Consider the following 23,145-nt stretch of genomic DNA (forward strand, 5'->3'; position numbering starts at 1 on the left):
GTTTTTATCATAATCATATGATAACAGGGCAATATTTTATTGTCCTTTTTTATTTAAATTGATAAATAATACAATTAATTATATTTTTTATTGTTAACATTTATTTTTATGTGTTTTCTATCTATTTTTTGTCTTTTATCCTCCCCGTTAAGCCCTATTACTCATTTTCATCACACCAGCGCGTTTTTTTTCAGTCACTCACCCTCGCAACCGTTTACTATATTAAGTTAGCATGTGTTTTTGCCACGGTAATCTACTCATTTTAATGAGAACGTTAAAAAACAGAGAAAAAATGGCACTTTGGCTAGACAAGAGCATCACTCATCATTAAAATGCGCCCAATTTGCCAAAAATTAGCTTTGAGGGCGGTTTTTGCATTGATTTAGGTCGCTAGGTATGAATTAATATGCAAATAATGTGACTGTTTATTCCTTGGAGGGTGTTTTGATTAAGTCAGCGCTATTGGTTCTCGAAGACGGAACCCAATTTCACGGTCGGGCCATCGGGGCAGAGGGTACGGCAGTGGGGGAAGTGGTCTTCAATACGTCGATGACCGGTTATCAAGAAATCCTTACTGATCCTTCCTACTCCCGCCAGATAGTCACTCTTACTTATCCTCATATCGGCAATGTCGGCACCAATGCCTCCGATGAAGAATCCTCCGCAGTACACGCCCAAGGTCTTGTCATTCGCGACCTGCCATTGATTGCCAGCAACTACCGTAATGAAGAAGGCTTAGCTGAATATCTCAAGCGCCACAATATCGTGGCAATTGCGGATATCGATACGCGTAAGTTGACCAGGTTACTGCGCGAGAAGGGTGCACAAAACGGCTGCATTATTGTGGGTGATTTGTCTGATGCTGCGTTGGCACTGGAAAAAGCCAAAGCATTTCCGGGCTTAAAAGGCATGGATCTGGCCAAAGAAGTGACCACCAAAGAGGTTTATCACTGGCTGCAAGGTAGTTGGACATTAGAAGGGGATTTACCGGCTGCGAAACAGCCAGCAGACCTCCCATTCCATGTTGTTGCTTACGACTATGGTGTGAAGCGCAATATTCTGCGTATGCTGGTTGATAGAGGCTGCCGCCTAACTGTTGTCCCGGCACAGACCCCAGCTGAAGATGTTCTGAAGTTAAGTCCGGATGGTATTTTCCTGTCCAACGGCCCAGGCGATCCGGAGCCATGTGATTATGCTATCGCGGCGATTAAACGCTTCTTGGATACTGATATCCCGGTGTTTGGTATTTGCCTAGGCCATCAGTTGCTGGCCCTAGCGAGCGGCGCAAAAACGGTCAAAATGAAGTTTGGTCATCACGGTGGCAACCACCCGGTAAAAGACCTGGATGCCAATTGCGTGATGATCACCGCGCAGAACCACGGTTTTGCGGTTGATGAAACCTCATTGCCCTCCAACCTACGCACCACACACGTTTCTTTATTCGATGGTTCTCTGCAAGGGATTCACCGTACCGATAAAGCAGCGTTTAGCTTCCAGGGGCACCCGGAAGCCAGCCCAGGGCCGCATGATGCCGCCCCGCTGTTTGATCACTTTATCGAGCTGATTAAAGCTCATCGCGCGACCGCGAGCCATACCAATAAATAATCAGGAGCGAATACCATGCCAAAACGTACAGATATAAAAAGCATCCTGATTCTGGGCGCAGGCCCGATTGTTATCGGCCAGGCTTGTGAGTTTGACTATTCGGGTGCTCAGGCTTGTAAGGCACTGCGCGAAGAGGGTTACCGCGTTATTCTGGTGAACTCTAACCCCGCCACCATCATGACTGACCCCGAGATGGCCGATGCAACTTATATCGAGCCGATTCACTGGGAAGTGGTGCGCAAAATCATTGAAAAAGAGCGCCCGGACGCAGTATTGCCAACCATGGGCGGCCAGACTGCACTGAACTGCGCATTAGAATTGGAGCGTCAGGGGGTGCTGGCTGAGTTTGGCGTCACCATGATTGGTGCGACCGCTGATGCCATTGATAAAGCCGAAGACCGCCGTCGCTTTGATATCGCGATGAAAAAAATTGGTCTGGATACTGCGCGTTCAGGTATTGCGCATAACATGGACGAAGCGCTGGCGGTAGCGGCGGATGTTGGCTTCCCATGCATCATTCGCCCATCTTTCACCATGGGCGGCACCGGTGGCGGTATCGCGTATAACCGCGAAGAGTTTGAAGAAATCTGCGAGCGCGGTCTGGATTTATCGCCAACCAAAGAGTTGCTTATCGATGAGTCACTGATTGGGTGGAAAGAGTATGAAATGGAAGTTGTCCGCGATAAAAACGACAACTGCATTATTGTCTGCTCTATCGAGAACTTCGATGCCATGGGCATCCATACCGGCGACTCCATCACAGTAGCCCCGGCGCAGACTCTGACTGACAAAGAATATCAAATCATGCGTAATGCCTCGATGGCAGTATTGCGTGAAATCGGCGTAGAAACCGGCGGTTCCAACGTGCAATTCTCGGTTAACCCGAAAAACGGCCGTTTGATTGTGATTGAAATGAACCCGCGTGTATCCCGCTCTTCTGCTCTGGCCTCTAAAGCTACCGGCTTCCCAATTGCCAAGATTGCTGCCAAATTGGCGGTGGGCTATACGCTGGATGAGTTGATGAATGACATCACGGGGGGGCGTACTCCAGCTTCCTTTGAGCCATCCATTGATTATGTGGTCACCAAAATTCCTCGTTTTAACTTCGAAAAATTTGCCGGGAGCAATGACCGCCTAACCACACAGATGAAATCGGTCGGTGAAGTGATGGCCATTGGGCGCACTCAGCAAGAGTCACTGCAAAAAGCCCTGCGTGGTCTGGAAGTAGGTGCCACCGGCTTTGACCCTAAAGTGAGCCTCGATGACCCTGAAGCCCTGACCAAGATTCGCCGCGAATTGAAAGAAGCCGGTTCTGACCGCATCTGGTACATCGCTGATGCATTCCGTGCTGGAATGTCTGTGGATGGCGTCTTCAACCTGACCAATGTTGACCGCTGGTTCTTGGTGCAGATTGAAGAGCTGGTTCGTCTGGAAGAGAGTGTGGCGGAATGCGGTATCAATGGCCTGACCGCCGAGTTCATGCGCCACTTGAAACGCAAAGGTTTTGCCGATGCTCGTCTGGCAAAATTGGTTGGTGCCGCTGAAAGTGAAGTGCGCAAGCTGCGTTACAAATATGGTTTGCACCCGGTTTATAAGCGCGTCGATACCTGTGCGGCTGAATTCTCTACCGATACTGCCTATATGTACTCGACCTATGAGGAAGAGTGCGAAGCTAACCCAACCAGCGACCGCCCGAAAGTCATGGTGCTCGGTGGCGGCCCGAATCGCATCGGCCAAGGGATTGAATTCGACTATTGCTGTGTGCATGCATCACTGGCACTGCGTGAAGACGGTTATGAAACCATTATGGTGAACTGTAACCCGGAAACCGTCTCAACTGACTATGACACCTCAGACCGCCTCTATTTTGAGTCTGTGACATTGGAAGACGTGCTGGAAATCGTCCGTATCGAAAAACCGACCGGCGTCATTGTGCAGTATGGTGGGCAAACACCACTGAAATTGGCTCGTGAGTTGGAAGCCGCTGGCGTACCGGTCATCGGCACCAGCCCGGATGCAATTGACCGCGCTGAAGACCGTGAGCGTTTCCAACAGGCGGTCAATCGTCTGGGCTTGAAACAACCGGCTAACGCCACCGTCGCGACGATTGAACAGGCGGTCGAGAAAGCCACTGGTCTGGGTTATCCGCTGGTGGTGCGCCCATCTTATGTTCTGGGTGGCCGCGCCATGGAAATCGTGTATGACGAGACCGATTTGCGCCGTTACTTCCAAAATGCGGTCAGTGTCTCGAATGATGCGCCGGTGCTGCTGGACCGTTTCTTGGATGATGCGGTTGAAGTCGACGTCGATGCCATTTGTGACGGTGAGCGGGTATTAATCGGCGGCATTATGGAGCACATTGAACAAGCAGGGGTTCACTCCGGTGACTCCGCCTGTTCATTGCCGGCTTACACCCTGAGCAAGGAAATTCAGGATGTTATGCGCCAGCAAGTGGAAAAACTGGCCTTTGAACTGTGTGTGCGTGGCTTGATGAACGTGCAGTTTGCGGTGAAAAATAACGAAGTTTACCTGATTGAAGTGAACCCACGCGCGGCTCGTACGGTGCCATTTGTGTCTAAAGCGACCGGCATGCCACTGGCGAAAATTGCCGCGCGGGTGATGGTGGGGCAGACATTAGCACAGCAGGGTGTTCTGGAAGAGATTATTCCCCCTTACTACTCCGTCAAAGAAGTGGTGTTGCCATTCAACAAATTCCCGGGAGTTGACCCGATTTTAGGGCCAGAAATGCGCTCTACCGGTGAAGTTATGGGGGTTGGCCGCACTTTCGCCGAAGCTTTCTCGAAAGCGATGTTAGGCAGTCAGTCTGGTATGAAAAAGAGTGGCCGTGCGCTGTTATCCGTGCGCGAGGGTGATAAGCATCGAGTCGTTGATTTGGCAGCGAAATTGCTGAAGCAGGGTTTTGAACTGGATGCGACTCACGGTACTGCGGTGGTGTTGGGTGAGGCCGGAATAAATCCGCGCCTGGTCAACAAGGTGCATGAAGGTCGTCCGCACATTCAAGACCGTATTAAGAATGGCGAATACACTTATATCGTGAATACCACGGCCGGGCGTCAGGCGATTGAAGACTCCAAATTGATTCGTCGCAGTGCTTTGCAATATAAGGTGCATTACGACACCACGCTGAATGGCGGTTTTGCCACCGCCATGGCGCTGAATGCAGATCCAACCGACCAAGTGATTTCAGTACAAGAGATGCATGCCAAGATTAAGAATATGAAAGGTTAATTTTGGTTGTAAATAATAGGGCGATGGCGACATCGCCCTTTTTTATGCTCACTATTTATAGACTTTTGGCTTTTAACCATACAAACAGCCTGTTTCATAAACAATAATAGGGTTCATGAACAACATTGATCTTCACCAATGTTAGCGCTGGCCAGATTGTGGATAGTACCTTAGCGCGAGCAGGCACAATGCCCGTGTGGTTAGCTTAAGGCGACTTTGATACCTAAGCCTATCAACAGGCCGCCCAGTAATTTATCGACCACTTTTTGCGCTTTCGCCAAACCACGGCGCACTGGCGCACTTTGAATCAGAATGACCAGCAAAGGCCACCAGATAACGGCCAGTAGCCAGATGATTGAGGCGTACCACAGTTTTTCACCCACGCCGGAGTTAATCTGTAATATTTGTGTGAAAACGGCGAGGAAGAAGAGAGTCGCTTTGGGATTCAATAAATTGCAAAGATATCCCTGCAAGAAGGCGGCTTTCAGTGTGATGGGGGATTGTGTGGCGTTATCGATGCTGAGTTTACTTGCTCCGCGCGACAGCAGCGCCTGAATACCAATCCATATCAAATAGCAGGCACCGGCATATTTCAAAAAATTGAACAGCCAGGGTGTGGTGGTGATAACCACCGCCAGGCCAGCCACGCAGTAAGACATGTGGGTAGCAACGCCCAAGATGACGCCGAGTGCGGTCATCATTGCTGCGGGGCGGCGATAGCGGGCGGCATTTTTAATCACCAAAAAGAAATCGGGGCCGGGGGAGAGCATGCCCAATGTAGCAATTGTCGCGACAAATAAAGAGGTTTCAAGCATAAGGATTACCGAGTGAAAGTGGTGCTGTCTGACGATAATAGCGCCACTGGGTGCTCCCTGCATTAATTCTTCTTTGTTCAGCGCGCGGCTGGGTTATCAGCCGTGATGGAATTGAGCATTTATCTTTTACTCTTTTGACGGATAGTGATGCACGAATATGAGCTTGGATAATGTGATAAACAGTGAGGTAGCGGATCAGAAGCAGCGCGAAATTACACGGCTGTGCATCAAATGCGCATTGCTGCTGCTGCAACACGGGGCCGAAAGTATGCTGGTGGAGCAGCTATCCGCCCGTCTTGGTATGGCGCTGGGGATGGACAGTGTTGAAAGCTCCATCTCGGCCAATGCCGTGGTATTAACCACTATTAGCCAAGGTAATTGTCTGACCTCCACCCGCAAAAATATTGACCGGGGCATCAATATGCACGTCGTGACGGAGGTGCAGCATATTGTGATTATGGTGGAACATCATTTGTTAGATGCAAAAGATGTGGAAAAACGCTTTGAGAATATTAAGCCGCTGCGCTATCCGCGCTGGTTAGTGGTGGTGATGGTGGCCTTATCATGTGGCTGTTTTAGCCGGCTAAATGGTGGCGGTTGGGATGCATTCACGATCACTTTCTTGGCCAGTGGACTGGCGATGTTTGTGCGCCAAAGTTTAACCATTCGCCATATGAATCCACTGATTAACTTCTGTATCACGGCGTTTGTCGCGACATCCGTCTCAGGGCTATTGATGCGTTTACCGTTTTTCCAACAAGCTTCCAGTGTCGCAATGGCCGCCAGCGTGCTGCTGTTAGTTCCCGGATTCCCACTGATAAATGCGGTCGCCGATATGTTTAAAGGGCATGTTAATACTGGGCTGGCTCGTTGGACAATGGCGAGTTTATTAACGCTATCAACCTGTATTGGGGTGATATTCGCAATGGCGATGTGGGGATTGCGGGGGTGGTGATGAATTTACTCTGGGCATTATTGCAAGATATGGTATTGGCGGCGATTCCGGCGCTGGGGTTTGCTATGGTATTTAATGTGCCGGTGCGGGCATTACGGTATTGTGCATTGCTGGGTGCTCTCGGGCACGGTTCGCGCATGCTAATGATTCATTTTGGTATGGATATCGAACCCGCGTCATTATTAGCTTCAATCATGATCGGGATGATTGGGATTAATTGGTCACGCTGGTTACTGGCGCATCCGAAAGTATTCACTGTTGCCGCTGTTATTCCTATGTTTCCAGGGATTTCTGCTTATACCGCGATGATCTCGGTAGTCGAAATTTCTCATTTGGGCTATAGCGAGGCCTTAATGTCCACAATGGTGACCAACTTCTTAAAAGCATCATTTATTGTTGGCGCGTTGTCGATTGGTTTATCCCTTCCAGGATTATGGTTATATCGCAAACGTCCTGGTGTATAAGGTTTTTTTCTTCCCTGTTTTTTGTATCCGGCTAGGAGCTGTCTTATATGTGTGATTAGCCCGCTTATCGCTATCGACGCTGGATTAGGCTTTACGTATAGTGTGAGCAATTTTTCGGGACTGGCTCTAGCAGCCTACAGGGTTTAACAATGATTATCAGCCTGATCGCTGCATTGGCAGCGGATCGCGTTATTGGTATGGAAAACGCCATGCCATGGCATTTACCGGCTGATTTAGCGTGGTTCAAACGTAACACACTAAATAAACCGGTAATTATGGGTCGTAAGACATTCGAGTCTATTGGCCGCCCTCTGCCGGGGCGCTTGAATATTGTTATCAGCAGCCAACCTGGAGCTGATAACCGGGTGACATGGGCCAGCTCTATTGATGATGCACTGGCTTTAGCGGGTGAGGTGGAAGAAGTGATGGTGATGGGCGGCGGGCGTGTCTACAAGCAATTCTTAGACCGTGCTAACCGTATGTATATCACTCATATTGATGCAGAAGTTGGCGGCGATACTCACTTTCCAGATTATGAGCCAGATGAATGGGAAAGTACTTTTAGTGAGTTCCATGATGCAGACGATGCTAATTCACATAGCTATTGTTTCGAGATTTTGGAGCGGCGTTAAACGTGAGCGGATATCTTCCCATCTTGCACTTGAAAAGCCCATTTTAATGGGCTTTTTTCTTATGGTTGAGCCGTCCTAAATTGCGGTGGTATGGAACTGCGCAAGGTTACGCGCCTTTAAATTATTACAGGTAATTCGGGGGATCGTCTGATATTCCAGCCAACCCATCAATGGCCTTTATTTCAGCTTCGACCTTGAAAGCTGGCTGTGTGAAATAACGTTTATCTTCCCAGCGCAGGAGGGTTAAATTGCCGCCCCAGCAACAACCTGTATCCAGCCCGTAAATCCCCTCAGGGACACCTTTCCCTTCCAGTGATGCCCAGTGACCAAAGATGATTGAATACTCGGGACTGACCAGCCTCGGCAGCTCAAACCAGGGTTTAAGAGGGGCGGGGGCATTCTCTGGGGTGTCTTTACAGATCATATCCAATTGCCCATTAGGGAAACAAAAACGCATGCGAGTCAATGCATTGGTGCTAAAACGCAAACGGCTTAGCCCTGTGAGCTCTGGTGACCAGTTGTTTGGCATATCACCGTACATGGCATCAAGGAACAAGGGGTAGCTATCACTACTCAAGACAGCTTCGACTTCACGGGCACACATTTGAGCTGTTTCGATATCCCACTGAGGAGTGATCCCCGCATGGGCCATGATTAATTTTAGCTCGTCATCGACTTGCAAGACTGGCTGGCGGCGGAGCCAATTCACCAGCTCGTCAGCATCGGGTGCTTCCAGCAGTGGAGTAATGCGATCTTTGGGTTTATTACGGCTGATGCCAGCATAAACGGCCAGTAAATGGAGGTCATGGTTACCCAGAACCATGCGCACAGCAGGCCCTAATGAGCGAACGTAGCGCAACACATCCAGTGAGGCTGGGCCACGGGCAACTAAGTCACCGGTTAGCCATAAAGTATCCTGCTGTGGGGCGAAATTGACCTGCGCCAACAGCGCAAGCAACTCATCGAGACAGCCATGGACATCACCAATAAGATAAGTCGACATAATTGAGATCAGGGTTAATGGATCAGGGCGGGGATCGCTAAGCGAAAGACCGGAATCGCAGTACGGAAAGCCTGACCGAGGTGGTCAACCATTTCATAATGTCCTTCCATGGTACCCAGCGGTGTTTCTAACACAGCACCACTAGTATATTGGAACTCATTACCAGGTAGGATCAGCGGCTGCTCGCCGATAACCCCTTCACCCTGAACTTCGGTCTGCCGACCATTACTATTGGTGATTAACCAATAACGACCAATCAGTTGCACATTGGAACGGCCCAAATTACGAATCGTCACGGTGTAAGCAAAGACAAAACGCTCTTCGTCGGGTATCGACTGAGTTTCCACGTAGATACTTTGCACCTGTATACAAACTCGGGGCTGTTCAATCATCATATGCTCCTGCTTATTCTTGCGGTGTCGATTGAGCTGAAAGCCAGTTAGCTAACTTACAGTATTGCGCGACCGAAATATTCTCAGCCCGTAGTATTGGGTCAATCCCTAACGCGATTAATTGATCAGGGGTGAACAGGTCACCCAAGCTGTTGCGCACCGTTTTTCTGCGCTGATTAAAAGCTTGTGTGGTAATGCGGCTAAGCATACGTACATCGCCCACTGGGTGAGGCATCTGTACATGAGGAATTAGGCGCACCACCGCTGAATCAACTTTCGGCGCCGGAGTGAACGCCGTTGGCGGCACTTCCAGCACCGGTATGACGTTGCAATAGTATTGCGCCATCACAGTCAGGCGGCCATATGCTTTACTGTTCGGCCCGGCTACCAAGCGGTTAACCACCTCTTTTTGCAACATGAAATGCATGTCACGTATTGCATCAGTATAGCTGAAAAGATGGAACATTAGCGGGGTTGAGATGTTGTATGGCAAGTTACCAAACACGCGTAATGGCTGCCCGGCGCGCTCGGCCAACTCCGAAAAGTTGATTTTCATCGCATCTTCTTGATGGATAGTGAGCTTGTCTTTCAGCTGGGGATGGCTGGCCAGACGGGCGGCTAAGTCGCGGTCTAACTCGATGACCGTCATGTGATCCATACGCGCAGCCACGGGCTCAGTTAATGCACCTAAACCGGGGCCAATTTCAACAACCGCTTCACCAGGAACCGGATGGATAGCGGAGACAATGCTGTCGATGACAAACTGATCGTTTAAAAAGTTTTGTCCAAAGCGTTTGCGGGCAAAATGCCCTTGGTGGACTCTATTATTCATTGCTGTTATTTATCATTTTAATGGCTAAGTTTAATGCCGTAATGAAACTGCCGACATCGGCAGAACCGGTTGCGGCGAGTTCTAAAGCGGTGCCGTGATCCACAGATGTGCGGATAAAAGGTAGCCCGAGAGTGATATTCACTGCCCGACCAAACCCTTGATATTTCAACACTGGCAGCCCTTGATCATGGTACATGGCAAGGACAGCATCAGCATGTTGCAGATATTTAGGCTGAAATAATGTGTCTGCGGGAAGCGGGCCGATAAGATTTATTCCCTGCTGGCGCAGTGCATCGAGCGCCGGAATAATGGTCTCAATCTCTTCATGGCCCATATGACCACCTTCGCCCGCATGAGGATTCAACCCACAGACATAAATCTGCGGTTGGCGAATACCAAATTTGGTTTTCAAGTCACTATCAAGGATGGTGATCACTTCGTGCAGACTAGCCTGTGTTATGGCGCCAGGTACTGCCAGTAAAGGCAAGTGAGTAGTTGCCAGCGCCACCCGTAGCTCTTCAGTTGCCAACATCATCACGACCCGCGGGCAGTGGCTGCGGTCAGCAAAAAACTCGGTATGCCCGATAAAAGGGATCCCGGCATCATTGATAATACTTTTTTGCACTGGGCCGGTGACCAAGGCGGCAAATTCGCCACTGATGGCACCATCACAGGCTTTAGCCAGTGTTTCAACAACATAGCGGCTGTTATTGACATCAAGTTTGCCAGGTGCCACCTCGGCGGCGGTTTTCACCGGCAAAATTGTCAGTGTGCCAGCGCGCTGCGCTAATGCTGTTTTATCTGGCTGGTATTCACGTAGCTGCAATGGCAGTTTAAGCTGACTGGCACGAGCAAGGAGTAAGGCCGGATCAGCGCACACCACCAACTCAACAGGCCAATCCTGTTGCGCTAGGGCGACGACTAAATCCGGCCCCACCCCGGCGGGTTCACCGGGGGTAATAACAATACGATTATTGTGGTTTAGCATCACTACCATCGAGAATTTTCACATAAGCTGCTGCACGTTGCTCTTGCATCCAAGTTTGAGCTTCTTCGGCAAACTTACGGCTAAAGAGCATACGGTACGCTCTGTCTTTCTGGGCTGCATCGGTTTTGTCTACCTGGCGGGTATCAACAACCTGAATCAAATGCCAGCCGAAAGAGGAGTGAACCGGTGCGCTGATTTCGCCTTTTTGCAGTTTCATGACGGCATCGCGGAACGCCGGATCATAAATATCTGGCGATGCCCAACCCAAGTCACCACCTTGCATCGCAGAACCTGGGTCTTGCGAAATCTCTTTGGCGATGGTGGCGAAGTTGGCTTTCCCGCTCTTAATATCTGCTGCGGCCGCCGCTAATTTGGCACGAGCCTGGTCATCGGTCATAACCGGTGATGGTTTCAGCAAGATATGACGGGCGTGGACTTCAGTCACTGAAATAGTTTTATCCGCACCGCGGATATCATTGACCTTTAGAATGTGGAAGCCAACACCGGAACGGATTGGGCCGACAACATCGCCCTTGTTAGCCGATTGCAGTCTTTCGGCAAACAAAGAAGGCAGCTCCTGCAATTTACCCCAACCCATTTGGCCGCCTTTCAGCGCCTGTGAGTCAGCGGAGTTTGCAATGGCCAATTTACCAAAATCAGCGCCACCTTTGATATCGGAAACCAATTTGTTAGCCAGGTCTTCAGCTTGATCAACCTGTTGCTGAGACGGGTTTTCCGGCAGGGGGATCAGAATGTGGCTGAGATTCAGTTCTGCATCACCGCTGGTTTGGTTGCCAACTTGTTTGGCTAACGACTCAACTTCTTGGGGCAGAATAGTAATACGGCGTCGCACTTCATTGTTACGCACTTCTGACGTCAGCATTTCTTTGCGGATCTGCTCACGATAAGTGTCGTAATTCAGGCCATCGGCAGCTAAACGGCTGCGCATTTGAGCTGGCGTCATCCGGTTTTGCGCGGCGATATCCGCAATAGCTTTATCCAGCGCTTCGTCACTGATGGTGATCCCCATCTTCTTGGCCATCTGCAATTGGATATTATCCATGATCAAGCGCTCAAGAATTTGATGGCGCAATGTCGCATCATCCGGAACTTGCTGCCCTGCTTGCTGCGCATTCAGTTTCACTGATTGTAACAGTCCGTCGACATCACTTTGCAGAACTACGCCGTTATCAACCACAGCGGCAACTTTATCAACTTCTTGTGGTGCTGCGAACGCGGTATTGGCACAGACAACCAATCCGAGAATAAGCGTTCTCCAGTTCTTCATACCTTTTCCATTTATGTAATCCGCTTTCGCGGGTTAAAATTCACTGTATTCAGTGTGTTACACAGTATCAGAATGCACTTTGATAAGGCAGGATACCCGAGCCTAACATCTGCGCAGTACCCAGACTATGGTCGCTGCTCAGACCGCGTAATTCGATATTGAAGCTGACTCTGTTGTCATATTTACTGGTTTCATTAGTTGCGTTCCAACCAGTGATTTTCCGCTCATACCCCAAGTTAATGGCCCAGCAGCAGGTGTTGTACTGCACACCAACCAATTGGCTGGCAGGCTGATTGGCCTTGGTATCATAATAATACGCGCCAACCAATGCCCAGCGGTCTGCAATCGGCCAGCTGGCAGTAGTACCGACTTGGGAAATCCCCTGTTGATAACCTGGACTTTTCACGTTTGGTACTGCCGCTTGAATATATTCCGGGCTAGCATAGCGATAATTCAATTGAATCATACGCTCTGAGTCTTTCCTATACTCCATTACCGCGTTACCCAGGGTCAAACTCCCCAAGCGGGTATCATACTGTGCGCCGCCTTTCAGACCCAGTTGATCATTAATACGCCAGAATGTATCACCAGCCCAAACCAAGCTACCAGTATCATCACTGTTATCGATGGTTTCACTATTACCTGTCCGCGAACGGCTGAAGTAATAGATTTGACCTACTGAAACGTTAAAACGTTCAACCAGTTCATCATCATAAATGCGCGAAGTTAAACCGGTAGACACTTGATTCGCTGAAGCTATGCGATCCAGGCCGCTATAAGTGCGGTCACGGAACAGGCCGGAGTAGTCCGACTGCATCAATGTGGTGTCATAAATATAGATATCATCCTGATTCCGATAAGGAACGTAAAGATACTGTACGCGCGGTTCTAATGTTTGGGTAAAGTCCGTCGCCCAATCCATTGGCCGGTCAAAGACCACTTTGCCGTCCATCTTAAATTGTGGCATGACGCGGTCAACAGAATCCTGCAAATTAGGCGCTGCTTCACCACCATTAGCACTGGAATAGTAGCGGGCAAAGCCATTTGGAATATCTTGCTGATAGTGAGTTGCCAGTAATTTTGCTTCCGTATTCAAGCTACCCCAGCTGTTGGACAAGGGCAGATTGATAGACGGCTCGACATGGAAACGGCTGGCTTCCGGATTATCCGGATTGACGCTGGTAAATTTGGCTGCTTGACCATAGACATGTAAATCAAATGGGCCGATGTCATTTTTGTAGTAATTCATGTCCAACTGCGGCTGGGCGCGATAAGCATTACTGTTACCGGCATTATTAAATACTTGGAACTGCTTGGAGGCCAATGTGGCATCCCAGTTCTCATTAGCATAGCCAACACTGAAAATTTGTGTGGCATAACCGTCAGTGGTTGAACCGTATTGTGATGTTAAATCAGTAAAATAATTGGGGTCACTAACGCGGGTATAATTGACGTTAAAGCGCCAGAATTTATCCATTACACCGGAATGGCCCCAGTAGAACAGCCAACGGGTTGGGTCTTGCTCTGTGCCATTGGCCCCTTTGTATAGCCGGTCATTGGGTAGCCAATCCAGGGCCATGGTGCCTGAACCCGGAGCCAGCAAGTAGCGGAACTCGTTTTGCCACTGCATGCCACGCCGCTCCATGTAATGAGGCGTAATGGTGGCATCGAAGTTGGGGGCTATGTTCCAGTAATACGGCAGCATAAACTCAAAGCCGTTATTACTGGTGTACTTGGCATTAGGGATCAAAAAACCGGATCGGCGTTTGTCGCCAACTGGCAATTGCATATATGGGCTATAGAACACCGGTACTTTGCCAATTTTAAAGCGGGCGTTCCAGATTTCTGCTACTTGCTCTTCGCGGTCGTGGATAACTTCAGAGCCCACGACGCTCCAACTATTATCACCGGGTAAGCAGGAGGTAAACGTCCCGTTATCCAAAATGGTATAGCGGTTTTGCCCACGTAATTTCATTAAATCCGCATCGCCACGCCCTTGACGCCCCACCATCTGATAGTTGCCTTTGTTCATATCAGTGTCTTTGGTATTCAAGTTTGACCAAGCTTTGGGGCCTTTCAGCTTAATTTGCGGATCATCATAATTAACATCACCGGTCGCAGTGACGGTGCGAACCGGGATGGCTTCACCCGGTTTCTGTACTTGATTCAGTTCGACCTGATTAGCCGTCAACGTGCTATTGCCTTGTTGAACAACAACATTGCCCGTGAACAGGGCATTATCCGGATAATTAGCTTCGGTTTTATCCGCATTAATGCGCACCGGCAGCTGATTAGGATCGCCGGTGACCAAAGGTTGGTCATAGGTCGGTACGCCAAGCATGCATTGCTCGGCAAGGTCAGCCAGGGTGTGCTGGCTATATAGTGCCGTCCATATCAATGTGGCCAGCAGTGTTGGGAATCTTTTTTTCATACGCGGTTTTGGTGTTCCGTCATCGGGGGGCATCATGCCGGCAAACGGTCTGAGACTATATTACTCATCACAGTTGCGCTAGTGTTAAATCCGGCCGTTTACACGTCTCGCTGTTAGGCGCTGAGCTGAATGCCGAGTATGATAATGCAAATTTTGACTGACGGCATGATGAATTGAGGAGTATATGCAGTATTGGGGAAAACTGCTCGGTCTGATATTGGGCTTTCTGTCCGGTGGAGTCTGGGGTGCAATTCTGGGGTTGCTTGTTGGCCATATGGTCGACAAGGCGCGCAGCACTAAGCGTCGCGGCTATTTTGCCGATCAACAAACACGACAATTAATTTTTTTCCGCGCCACTTTTCAGGTTATGGGGCATTTAACCAAGGCCAAAGGGCGAGTGACGGAGGTTGATATTCAACTTGCCAGCCAATTGATGGATAGAATGCAATTGCATGGCGAAGCCCGAACCGCGGCACAGCAAGCATTTCGTGAGGGGAAAGAGAGTGGGTTCCCATTACGGGAAAGATTGCAGGAACTGCGCGGCGTTTGTTTTGGCCGTTTTGATTTAATTCGGATGTTTCTGGAAATTCAGTTGCAGGCCGCATTTGCTGATGGCTCTTTGCATCCCAATGAGCGGCAAGTGTTGTATGTGATTGCTGAAGAGCTGGGGATTTCGCGCGGTCAGTTTGATCAGTTCCTGAGCATGATTGAAGGTGGGCGTCAGTTTGGTGGCCATGGTGGTTGGCAAGGCCAGCAGGGCGGCTACTCTCAGGGGGGCTACCAGCAAGCATCACGTGGCCCGACACTGCAAGACGCCTGCAAAGTGCTGGGGGTCAGCACCACCGATGACAGTGTGACCATCAAACGGGCTTATCGTAAATTAATGGGGGAGCATCATCCGGATAAATTGGTGGCGAAAGGTTTGCCGCCCGAAATGATGGAGATGGCGAAGCAAAAAGCCCAAGAAATTCAGGCCGCCTATGATTTGATTAAGCGCGAGAAAGGGTTTAAGTAACACGGAGCGAAAGATGTCTGATATTTGACCTCTTTCGCTCTTTCTTTGCATGCAAAATGCCGTTTTAAAGTATTAACGCAGCGGTAATGATGGCGGGCAGGTATTCTCTATGGCTATTATCTGAGGGGAATATTGATAATGTACTTCTTTAATATTATCAAAACTGACTTCAGAATCACTGCTCCCCTCTTTATTTTTCTGCTGAGCAGCGTAAGCACCATACTTACTATAAAATGTTTTTGAATCTAAAGCCCCAAAGGGGGGGGCTCGCTGAAATATAAGTTCATTATCAATTGATATTTTAATTTCTGGGTGATCCCGCTCCATGATTGTACCAATTTTTATATTATAATATCTCCCTAGTTCAATATTCTTTAATAATATATTCTCATTCTGGAACGTATTGTCATTAGCTTCCGTGGGTAAGTTGCTTTGATTGACACTGTTGAATGTGCACATTAGCGCCCCATCTTGTTTTATGCGCAAGGCGAAAGAGGGGCGGTCACCCCCCAGAGTCTTCATGCTACCGCCCAGTTCTCTTATTTGATATATAATCAAGTCGTTAGGTAGGGATGTGGCTTTAAAATCAAATGAATAGGATGACTCACTATCTATTTTTATTGCGCCGGTCGCGGATATTTCACTGCGATAATTCCCTTTTTCTTTAGGAAGAAAAAAAGTAAGTTCTTTATCATTTTTATATGAATCTTCTTTCTGTTGAATAGAAATGTTTTGTAATTCAATTGCTTTCTTTTTCTCTCTTTCTGCTTCGCTTGGTGTGGTGTTCCCTTGGTGGTGCCTGTTTTGTGAGTGAGTATTCATGCTGATGGAATACCCAGCCAATGCATCAATATCACCTTTATCAAACCGGTGGATGCGGCTTCTTATTTTCTCTCCTTTAATACTCTCTGAGTTAATAGCATCTTTTGAGCAAATTTCGGCTGTAGACATAATAACATTCCTTTATTGGTGCATAGGCAAGAAAGTATTATTGTCCAATTTGTTGTTTTTATTTTTGTTTGTAATGTTAAAATATTATATTTATTCTCTAATCGTCAATTGAGATGTAATGAGGCCGCCCCGCATTTAGGGTGCGGTGGCTCATTAAGGTTAATAAATATTAAAAAGGAGCTTCACATTTAAAATGCATTGCTGTGCCAAATTCTGGATGAGTAATACATAATTCCTGCGCATGTAGCTGTAATCGGGATGCCATCGCTTTTGCTTCTGGATGAGCATAAAACCGATCCCCCAAGATAGGATGACCCATCGCCAGCATATGCACCCGCAGTTGGTGTGAACGGCCCGTAATGGGGGATAGCTTGACGCGAGTACTGCCGTCAGCATCGCGGGATAACACCTGATACTGAGTTTGGGAAGGTTTTCCAGTTTCGTAACACACTTTTTGTTTGGGCCGATTCGGCCAGTCGCAAATTAAAGGCAGGTCAATCAACCCTTCATCTTGCGCTAGATGGCCCCATACTCGTGCAAGATAAGACTTTTTCGGCTCACGTTCCCGAAATTGCCGCTTCAGTTCGCGCTCCGCGGCTTTGTTCAGTGCGACGACAATCACGCCACTGGTTGCCATATCCAGCCGATGAACAGATTCAGCAGCAGGATAATCGGCCTGAATACGTGTCATTATGCTGTCTTTATGTTCCGCAGCACGGCCAGGTACTGAAAGTAACCCGCTAGGTTTATTCACCACCATGATGTGTTCATCCTGATACAGGATATGCAGCCATGGGTCGCGGGGAGGGTTATAGGGTTCCATTACTACTCCATTACTATACCCTGCAGCTTTTAAAATGCAGGGTATCCCAGTAACTGGTTGTTATTGCTGAGGATTACTGGTGTGTTACCACGACCAGACGGATAGCATCCAAACGCCAGCCGGCCTGATTCAGGTTTTCCAGCACCATTTTACGGTTATGTTCCAGAGCCTCTATTTCGTCATCACGAATATTGGGATTAACCGCTTTCAGTGCTTCCAGACGTGCCAGTTCAGCACTCAGTTTATCGTCCGCTTCATGCTTGGCTGATTCAATCAATATACGCGCTTGTCCCTCAACCAATGCTTCTGCTTGTTGTAGCATGGTATGAACTTCTTGCTGCACTGCATTGACCAGTTTGCTGGAGGTGTGGCGATTGACGGCATTCAGTTGGCGATTAAAACTTTCAAATTCAACCTGCGCCGCCAAATTGGTGCCATTTCTGTCCATCAGCATCCGCACCGGTGTCGGGGGTAAAAAACGAGTCAGTTGCAGGTGCTTCGGCGCCTGTGCTTCAACCACATAGACCAGCTCAGCAAGCAGAGTGCCCACCGGTAATGCTTTGTTTTTTAACAGAGAAACTGCGCAGCTACCGGTGTCGCCTGACAAGATAAGGTCCAGACCGTTACGGATAATGGGGTGCTCCCAACTGACAAACTGGGCATCTTCGCGCGATAAGGCTTGTTCGCGATCAAATGTGACTGTGCAACCATCCTGCGGCAGCCCAGGGAAATCGGGTACTAGCATATGGTCAGATGGCGTCAGCACAATCAAATTATCGCTGCGGTCTTCTTGGTTAATCCCCACGATATCGAACAGATTCAGGGCGAAACTGACTAAATTCACATCATTGTCTTGGTCAGCAATGATTTGCGCCAGTTCTTGCCCATGCTCACCGCCATTGGAGTGCATCTCTAGCAGGCGGTCACGGCCCTGTTCTAATTGGAGTTTTAACCCCTCATGCTGCTGGCGGCAGGTGTGGATAAATTCATCCAACCCTTCCTGTTCATTCGGCGTCGCCAGATAGGTAATTAATTCCTGATAGCCACTGTCATAAATGGTGCGACCGGTTGGGCAGGTATGTTCAAAAGCATCCAAACCTTCGTGATACCAACGCACCAGTATGGCCTGCGCGGTATTTTCCAGATAAGGCACCATGATTTGGATTTCACGGTTTTGGCCAATACGGTCCAAGCGGCCAATACGCTGTTCAAGCAAGTCTGGGTTAAAGGGCAAATCAAACATTACCAACTGGCAAGCAAATTGGAAGTTACGCCCCTCAGAGCCGATTTCTGAACACAATAGCACCTGTGCGCCATCTTCTTCAGATGCAAAATAGGCCGCTGCGCGGTCACGTTCAATCAGCGATAAACCTTCATGGAACACGGCGGCACGGATAGCTTCTCGCTCGCGCAATACTTGTTCGAGCTGCAATGCGGTGGCGGCTTGCGCGCAGATAACCAGCACTTTTTCGTTGCGGTTAGCAATCAGGTAGTTAAGCAGCCATTCAACGCGCGGGTCAAAGTTCCACCACGTGGCATTTTCACCCTCAAATTCTTGATAGATTTGCTCCGGGTAAAGCATGTCTTTGGCGCGCGCTTCCAGGGGTTTCTTGGCCCCCATAATGCCGGATACTTTAATCGCTGTCTGATATTGCGTCGGTAATGACAGCTTAATCTGATGCAAAACACGGTGCGGGAAACCTTTTACGCCATTACGTGTATTGCGGAACAAAATACGGCTGGTGCCATGCCTGTCCATCAGCATTGTGACCAGTTCTTGACGCGCAGCTTCGCTATCTTCACTTTGGCTGTTGGCTGCTTTCAGCAGCGGCTCAATATCCTGCTCATTAATGAGCTCGCCCAACAGGTTCAGTTTGTCGTCAGCTAAGTGCTCACCGCCCAACAGCAAGGTGACTGCATCGGCGATTGGACGATATTTTTGCTGCTCATTAACAAACTCTTCGTAATCGTGGAAGCGGTCGGGATCCAGTAGGCGCAAGCGGGCAAAGTGACTTTGCTGGCCCAGTTGCTCGGGGGTTGCGGTCAATAGCAATACGCCGGGAATATGTTCGGCCAGTTGCTCAATAACTTGATATTCGCGGCTCGGGGCCTCTTCGCTCCAGGCCAGATGGTGAGCTTCATCCACTACCAGCAGATCCCAAGATGCATCCGCCAATTGTTCCAGGCGCTGCTTATTGCGACGTACGAAATCCAGTGAGCAAATCACCATCTGTTCGGTTTCAAATGGATTGGTGCTGTCGAGTAGCGCTTCGGAATAGCGGCTGTCATCAAACAGCGAGAAGCGCAGATTGAAGCGGCGCAGCATTTCGACCAGCCACTGATGTTGCAGACTTTCCGGTACTACGATGAGGATGCGCTCAGCCCGGCCAGACAGCAGCTGCTGGTGGATAATCATGCCAGCTTCGATGGTTTTACCCAATCCCACTTCATCGGCCAGTAATACGCGCGGTGCATGGCGCTGGCCCACTTCATAAGCGATATGTAATTGGTGTGGGATCAAACTGGCACGGATACCGCGCAAGCCACTCCAGGGCAGACGGAACTGCTCGCTTTGGTATTTACGGGCGCGGAAACGTAGGGCGAAACGATCCATACGATCGATTTGGCCGGCAAATAGTCTGTCTTGCGGCTTGCTAAAAGTCAGTTTGCTATCGAGCAAAACTTCACGCATGGAAACGCCGGTTTCTTCGGTATCTAGGCGGGTGCCGATATAGGTAATCAGCCCATTTTCCTCAGATACCTCTTCCACTTTCAGCTGCCAGCCTTCGTGGTTAGTGATGGTATCACCCGGATTGAACATGACGCGGGTGATGGGCGAGTCATTTCTGGCGTAAAGGCGGTTTTCACCGGTTGCGGGAAACAGTAAGGTGACCATGCGTACGTCAATGGCAACGACAGTACCCAATCCAAGTTCGCTTTCTGTGTCGCTGATCCAGCGTTGACCAAGTGTAAAAGGCATAAATTATCGGCTCGATTTTTTTGTTGGACAGTTATTGGTGAAAAATTCTTTGTAAAATAAATGCTTATAGTGACTAAATAAAATTACTGGCAATAGTTTACCGCCCACGCCGCTTACGTGGTTGACGAGTCTGTCTGAAATACAGCATCCGGTTACGCGGATAATGACGGCCAGTCGATTATGTTAATGTGATTGATGCGAATTTTGGCAAGGGCGCTATGGTAATAGATGGCGAGCGCTTCGTCACCTGTAAAACCACTCAATTATGATTAAAATAGCCCCATTTGACCGGTTATCAGTGTCGTGAAGTCATCATGCATAAAGGGAAGTATAGCGTCTGCCACTGGCTGTAGCTGGCGCGTTAGGTAGTGATCATAGTCAATGGGGGATTGGCGGGTTTCAAGGGGCTCGGGGCCTGCGGTGGTCATTACATAGCTTATCCACCCGCCATTTTGATATTGCAGCGGTCGGCCAAGTTTGCGATTAAACTCATCAGCCAGACGCGCCGCTCTGGCATGTGGCGGAATATTGCGCTGATAATCATCTAGCCGTCGGCGCAGGCGCTTACGGTAAATCAACTGTTCGTCTAATTCGCCGTTTAGCGTGCGGGCGACATAATCCCGCACATAATCTTGATAGGGTTGCTGCTGGAAAATCCGCAGATACAACTCGCGCTGGAATTGCTGGGCCAGCGGCGTCCAGTCTGTGCGCACGGTTTCCAGCCCTTTATAGATCATCTGGTCGCCTGTGGGGGTGGAAATCAGCCCGGCATAGCGTTTTTTACTGCCTTGCTCCGCGCCCCGAATGGTGGGCATCAAAAAGCGCCGATAGTGGGTTTCAAATTCTAACTCCAGCGCGCAGGGTAAATCATAGGTTTCACGGATATGGGTTTGCCACCATTGATTAACATAGCGCACCAGCTCTTTGCCGATACATGCTGCCTGTTCTTCATTGTGGGCATTTTTCAGCCAAACAAAGGTTGAGTCGGTATCGCCATAAATGACCTGATAACCTTGTGCCTCAATCAATTCACGGGTTTGGCGCATGATATCGTGGCCGCGCATCGTTATCGATGAGGCCAATCTGGGGTCGAAAAAACGGCAGCCGCTGGAACCCAAAACGCCATAGAAGGCATTCATAATTATCTTCAATGCCTGGGATAAGGGTTTGTTTTGTTGCTGTTTTGCGGCCTCCCGGCCCTGCCATATCTGGTTAACAATCGCCGGTAGGCAGTGTTTTTCGCGCGAGAACCAGGCACCACGAAAGCCGGGCACTGAATGTTGTTCATCCGGCTGGGACATCCCCACCACTAACCCAACTGGATCAATCAAAAAAGTGCGGATAATTGAGGGATACAGGCTTTTATAGTCGAGCACCAAGACCGAGTCATACAATCCCGGTTGTGAGTCCATGACAAAACCACCGGGGCTGTGTTCTTCTGGCAACTCGCCTAGATTGGGCGCAACATAGCCCATTCGGTGCATGCGCGGCACATAAAGATGGGTAAAAGCCGCGACCGAGCCGCCACTGCGATCCGCCGCCAGCCCTGTGACGGTTGAGCGCTCGAGCAAGAAGCTGAGCAGCTCGGTTTTGGCAAAAATCCGCGTCACCAGTTCACAATCTTTCAGGTTATAATGTGCCAGTGCGGGTTTGTCATTGGCAAAACGCTGGTTAATTTCATCCATCCGCTGATAGGGGCTGTCACTGGCTTTCCCCTCGCCCAGCAAGGTTTGTGAGACTGATTCGAGGCTGAATGATGGGAAATTCCAGGTGGCGGATTTCAGCGCTTCAATCCCATCAATGATCAATCGCCCGGCAGCAGAGGCAAAAAAATGCCCCTGTTTAAAGCCGTGCTCGCGCCATTCCAGCAGGCTACCGCCCCGGCCAAAGCGCAAGGGGATTTGATAGCGGTCGGCGTGTTTTTGTAATACCCGCAAATCAAATTGCACCAGATTCCAGCCAATGATGGCATCGGGGTCATATGTCTCCAGCCATTGGTTGAGTTTCTCCAGTAACAATGGGCGGCTGGCGACATACTCCAGCTTGAAATCCAGCGCGGTTTCATCTGCCAAATGGCCATTGGGTGGCCCTAGCATGTAAACTTGCCGCTGGCCGCACCCCTCCAAACCAATGCAGTAAAGCTCGCCGTGCTCACTGGTTTCGATATCCAATGACACCAGCTTAAGTTGCGGGCGATAGTCATCTGCCGGTTTCATTTGCGTATTGAGCAATGGGCCGTTGCCATTTTCTTCGCCACTAAACCAAACCGGCGCGGTAATGAAGCGCTCCATGAGAAATCGCTCCGGCGGACGAATATCGCCTTCATAGACATTCACACCGCTTTCTCTGAGCAGTTTTTCCAGGCGAATTAATTGGCGATGTTGGCTGCAATACAGGCCCAATACCGGGCGTTGGTGGAAATCGGACAACTCAAGAGGGCGCAGTTGCCAGCGGCGTTCATTACGCAGCACGGTTTCAGCCCGTTGGCGCTGTTCGGCCGGGATAAATGCCACCGAAGGTTGCGGCGGCAGCCTGATGTGCTGCGGCCCTTCATCGGTGGCTAACCAGAATTCAACTTCGGTGCCTGCTTGCGTGTCTCGCCAGTGGCGGGTGAGCAGGAAGCCCTGACGGGGTTGTGCCACGCGACTGTCCTATAATTAAGAAATAATGTCGGAAAACTCATGCTACCTTAGCATGGTTATTTATACAGTAATTGTCTATT

At 49.4% G+C, this 23,145-nt stretch carries 17 protein-coding genes; 6 read left to right on the forward strand and 11 right to left on the reverse strand.

The genetic code is table 11. The features are described 5' to 3' along the window. Positions 1-444 precede the first annotated feature (444 nt). Positions 445-1,605 (forward strand): glutamine-hydrolyzing carbamoyl-phosphate synthase small subunit, encoded by a 1,161-nt coding sequence (gene carA / locus D5F51_RS03695; RefSeq protein WP_129195644.1) that lies wholly within the window; start codon positions 445-447, stop codon positions 1,603-1,605. A gap of 15 nt (positions 1,606-1,620) precedes the next feature. Beyond that, a complete protein-coding gene (gene carB / locus D5F51_RS03700) occupies positions 1,621-4,854 on the forward strand; it encodes a carbamoyl-phosphate synthase large subunit (protein ID WP_129195645.1) in 3,234 nt (1,077 codons plus the stop codon). Between the two features lie 200 nt (positions 4,855-5,054). Here carB and D5F51_RS03705 read toward each other — a convergent pair whose 3' ends face one another. Beyond that, on the reverse strand, positions 5,055-5,669 hold the full coding sequence (locus D5F51_RS03705; protein WP_025379549.1) for a LysE family transporter: 615 nt from the start codon (positions 5,667-5,669) through the stop codon (positions 5,055-5,057). Positions 5,670-5,826: 157 nt separating this feature from the next. Between D5F51_RS03705 and D5F51_RS03710 the strand changes: the two genes are divergently transcribed. The 3 genes from D5F51_RS03710 (at position 5,827) to folA (ending at position 7,720) form a co-directional block, all read left to right on the forward strand. Continuing rightward, the gene (locus D5F51_RS03710; RefSeq protein ID WP_129195646.1) at positions 5,827-6,624 is read left to right on the forward strand and encodes a threonine/serine exporter family protein; all 798 of its coding nucleotides are present in this window, start codon (positions 5,827-5,829) and stop codon (positions 6,622-6,624) included. Further along, a complete protein-coding gene (locus D5F51_RS03715) occupies positions 6,624-7,088 on the forward strand; it encodes a threonine/serine exporter (protein ID WP_162301679.1) in 465 nt (154 codons plus the stop codon). The genes D5F51_RS03710 and D5F51_RS03715 overlap by 1 nt, the downstream gene beginning before the upstream one ends. Before the next feature lie 149 nt (positions 7,089-7,237). Next, positions 7,238-7,720, forward strand: a complete 483-nt coding sequence (folA, locus tag D5F51_RS03720) for a type 3 dihydrofolate reductase (protein WP_129195647.1) — start codon at positions 7,238-7,240, stop codon at positions 7,718-7,720. Between the two features lie 124 nt (positions 7,721-7,844). Here folA and apaH read toward each other — a convergent pair whose 3' ends face one another. The 6 genes from apaH to lptD form a co-directional block, all read right to left on the reverse strand. Then, positions 7,845-8,723: a bis(5'-nucleosyl)-tetraphosphatase (symmetrical) ApaH gene (apaH, locus tag D5F51_RS03725; RefSeq protein WP_129195648.1), complete on the reverse strand. Its 879-nt coding sequence runs from the start codon at positions 8,721-8,723 to the stop codon at positions 7,845-7,847. Positions 8,724-8,737: 14 nt separating this feature from the next. Further along, the gene (gene apaG / locus D5F51_RS03730) at positions 8,738-9,115 is read right to left on the reverse strand and encodes a Co2+/Mg2+ efflux protein ApaG (protein WP_129199168.1); all 378 of its coding nucleotides are present in this window, start codon (positions 9,113-9,115) and stop codon (positions 8,738-8,740) included. Positions 9,116-9,128: 13 nt separating this feature from the next. Next, the gene (gene rsmA, locus D5F51_RS03735; protein ID WP_025379543.1) at positions 9,129-9,947 is read right to left on the reverse strand and encodes a 16S rRNA (adenine(1518)-N(6)/adenine(1519)-N(6))-dimethyltransferase RsmA; all 819 of its coding nucleotides are present in this window, start codon (positions 9,945-9,947) and stop codon (positions 9,129-9,131) included. Next, positions 9,940-10,935 (reverse strand): 4-hydroxythreonine-4-phosphate dehydrogenase PdxA, encoded by a 996-nt coding sequence (pdxA, locus tag D5F51_RS03740; RefSeq protein ID WP_129199170.1) that lies wholly within the window; start codon positions 10,933-10,935, stop codon positions 9,940-9,942. Before pdxA ends, rsmA begins: the two co-directional genes overlap by 8 nt. Beyond that, the gene (gene surA / locus D5F51_RS03745) at positions 10,919-12,223 is read right to left on the reverse strand and encodes a peptidylprolyl isomerase SurA (RefSeq protein WP_087769552.1); all 1,305 of its coding nucleotides are present in this window, start codon (positions 12,221-12,223) and stop codon (positions 10,919-10,921) included. Before surA ends, pdxA begins: the two co-directional genes overlap by 17 nt. Before the next feature lie 67 nt (positions 12,224-12,290). Then, positions 12,291-14,654, reverse strand: coding sequence for an LPS assembly protein LptD (lptD, locus tag D5F51_RS03750; protein WP_129195649.1), 2,364 nt, complete (start codon positions 14,652-14,654; stop codon positions 12,291-12,293). A 184-nt stretch (positions 14,655-14,838) separates the two neighbouring features. Here lptD and djlA point away from each other — a divergent pair, with 184 nt between their 5' ends. Then, positions 14,839-15,669, forward strand: coding sequence for a co-chaperone DjlA (gene djlA, locus D5F51_RS03755; protein WP_025379539.1), 831 nt, complete (start codon positions 14,839-14,841; stop codon positions 15,667-15,669). A 72-nt stretch (positions 15,670-15,741) separates the two neighbouring features. On the opposite strand, the gene D5F51_RS03760 is transcribed toward djlA, so the two are convergent. The 4 genes from D5F51_RS03760 to D5F51_RS03775 all read right to left on the reverse strand — a co-directional run bounded on the left by D5F51_RS03760 (position 15,742) and on the right by D5F51_RS03775 (position 23,065). Next, positions 15,742-16,620 (reverse strand): heparin lyase I family protein, encoded by an 879-nt coding sequence (locus D5F51_RS03760; protein WP_129195650.1) that lies wholly within the window; start codon positions 16,618-16,620, stop codon positions 15,742-15,744. A 169-nt stretch (positions 16,621-16,789) separates the two neighbouring features. Next, on the reverse strand, positions 16,790-17,443 hold the full coding sequence (gene rluA, locus D5F51_RS03765; RefSeq protein ID WP_087769304.1) for a bifunctional tRNA pseudouridine(32) synthase/23S rRNA pseudouridine(746) synthase RluA: 654 nt from the start codon (positions 17,441-17,443) through the stop codon (positions 16,790-16,792). A gap of 73 nt (positions 17,444-17,516) precedes the next feature. Beyond that, positions 17,517-20,423, reverse strand: a complete 2,907-nt coding sequence (gene rapA / locus D5F51_RS03770) for an RNA polymerase-associated protein RapA (RefSeq protein WP_025379536.1) — start codon at positions 20,421-20,423, stop codon at positions 17,517-17,519. Between the two features lie 269 nt (positions 20,424-20,692). After that, a complete protein-coding gene (locus D5F51_RS03775; RefSeq protein ID WP_129195651.1) occupies positions 20,693-23,065 on the reverse strand; it encodes a DNA polymerase II in 2,373 nt (790 codons plus the stop codon). Between the last annotated feature and the right edge of the window lie 80 nt (positions 23,066-23,145).

Source organism: Yersinia hibernica (genome assembly GCF_004124235.1).
GTDB lineage: Bacteria > Pseudomonadota > Gammaproteobacteria > Enterobacterales > Enterobacteriaceae > Yersinia > Yersinia hibernica.

Excerpts from the sequence above, each read along its gene's own strand:
- D5F51_RS03705 (WP_025379549.1), bottom strand. The coding sequence starts at position 5,669 with ATGCTTGAAACCTCTTTATTTGTCGCGACAATTGCTACATTGGGCATG.
- rapA (WP_025379536.1), bottom strand. The coding sequence starts at position 20,423 with ATGCCTTTTACACTTGGTCAACGCTGGATCAGCGACACAGAAAGCGAA.
- folA (WP_129195647.1), top strand. The coding sequence starts at position 7,238 with ATGATTATCAGCCTGATCGCTGCATTGGCAGCGGATCGCGTTATTGGT.
- pdxA (WP_129199170.1), bottom strand. The coding sequence starts at position 10,935 with ATGCTAAACCACAATAATCGTATTGTTATTACCCCCGGTGAACCCGCC.
- lptD (WP_129195649.1), bottom strand. The coding sequence starts at position 14,654 with ATGAAAAAAAGATTCCCAACACTGCTGGCCACATTGATATGGACGGCA.
- D5F51_RS03715 (WP_162301679.1), top strand. The coding sequence starts at position 6,624 with ATGAATTTACTCTGGGCATTATTGCAAGATATGGTATTGGCGGCGATT.
- D5F51_RS03710 (WP_129195646.1), top strand. The coding sequence starts at position 5,827 with ATGAGCTTGGATAATGTGATAAACAGTGAGGTAGCGGATCAGAAGCAG.
- D5F51_RS03760 (WP_129195650.1), bottom strand. The coding sequence starts at position 16,620 with ATGTCTACAGCCGAAATTTGCTCAAAAGATGCTATTAACTCAGAGAGT.
- apaG (WP_129199168.1), bottom strand. The coding sequence starts at position 9,115 with ATGATTGAACAGCCCCGAGTTTGTATACAGGTGCAAAGTATCTACGTG.
- rsmA (WP_025379543.1), bottom strand. The coding sequence starts at position 9,947 with ATGAATAATAGAGTCCACCAAGGGCATTTTGCCCGCAAACGCTTTGGA.
- rluA (WP_087769304.1), bottom strand. The coding sequence starts at position 17,443 with ATGGAACCCTATAACCCTCCCCGCGACCCATGGCTGCATATCCTGTAT.
- djlA (WP_025379539.1), top strand. The coding sequence starts at position 14,839 with ATGCAGTATTGGGGAAAACTGCTCGGTCTGATATTGGGCTTTCTGTCC.
- apaH (WP_129195648.1), bottom strand. The coding sequence starts at position 8,723 with ATGTCGACTTATCTTATTGGTGATGTCCATGGCTGTCTCGATGAGTTG.
- surA (WP_087769552.1), bottom strand. The coding sequence starts at position 12,223 with ATGAAGAACTGGAGAACGCTTATTCTCGGATTGGTTGTCTGTGCCAAT.
- carB (WP_129195645.1), top strand. The coding sequence starts at position 1,621 with ATGCCAAAACGTACAGATATAAAAAGCATCCTGATTCTGGGCGCAGGC.